The sequence below is a fragment of the Bacillus sp. SIMBA_074 genome (assembly GCF_046534555.1).
Classification (GTDB): domain Bacteria; phylum Bacillota; class Bacilli; order Bacillales; family Bacillaceae_G; genus Bacillus_A; species Bacillus_A mycoides.
Window position 1 is genome coordinate 1 of the sequence record NZ_JAWRYM010000112.1, and the last position, 467, is coordinate 467.

The following is a 467-nucleotide window of genomic DNA, read 5'->3' on the forward strand; positions in this document are numbered from 1 at the left end:
TCCCCGCTTATTGCTGGAAATATCGGTACAGTTGCTTCTGGTGTTGCTGAAAAAGCAAAATCCGATGACTCGATCGTCATTGAATTATCATCATTCCAGTTAATGGGGATAGAGGAGTTTCGTCCAGAAATCTCGATCTTGACTAATCTATATGATGCGCATTTGGATTATCATAGCTCCAAACAGGAATATGCAGAAGCAAAAGCTGCGATTACGAAAAATCAAATAGGCTCAGATTTCATGATTTTTAATGCAGATCAAGATGCCGTTTTATCCATGGCGAAAAAGACCAAGGCTGAACTTGTTCCTTTTTCAACTGAAGTGAAACATGAGAATGGCGCATATGTGGAAGAAGGTGCCGTTTATTTCCGAGGAGAAAAAGTCATTGATGTTTCAGAGATAGCCCTTCCTGGAAAACATAATTTGGAAAATGTGCTTGCAGCCATCTCGGCGGCCAAACTGAAGGG

At 41.1% G+C, this 467-nt stretch carries 1 protein-coding gene; it reads left to right on the top strand.

Annotation, left to right across the window (positions count from 1 at the left end):
• Positions 1-467, top strand: a 467-nt coding sequence (locus SB773_RS30055; protein ID WP_410593844.1) for a Mur ligase family protein, incomplete at both ends; no start/stop codon positions are given.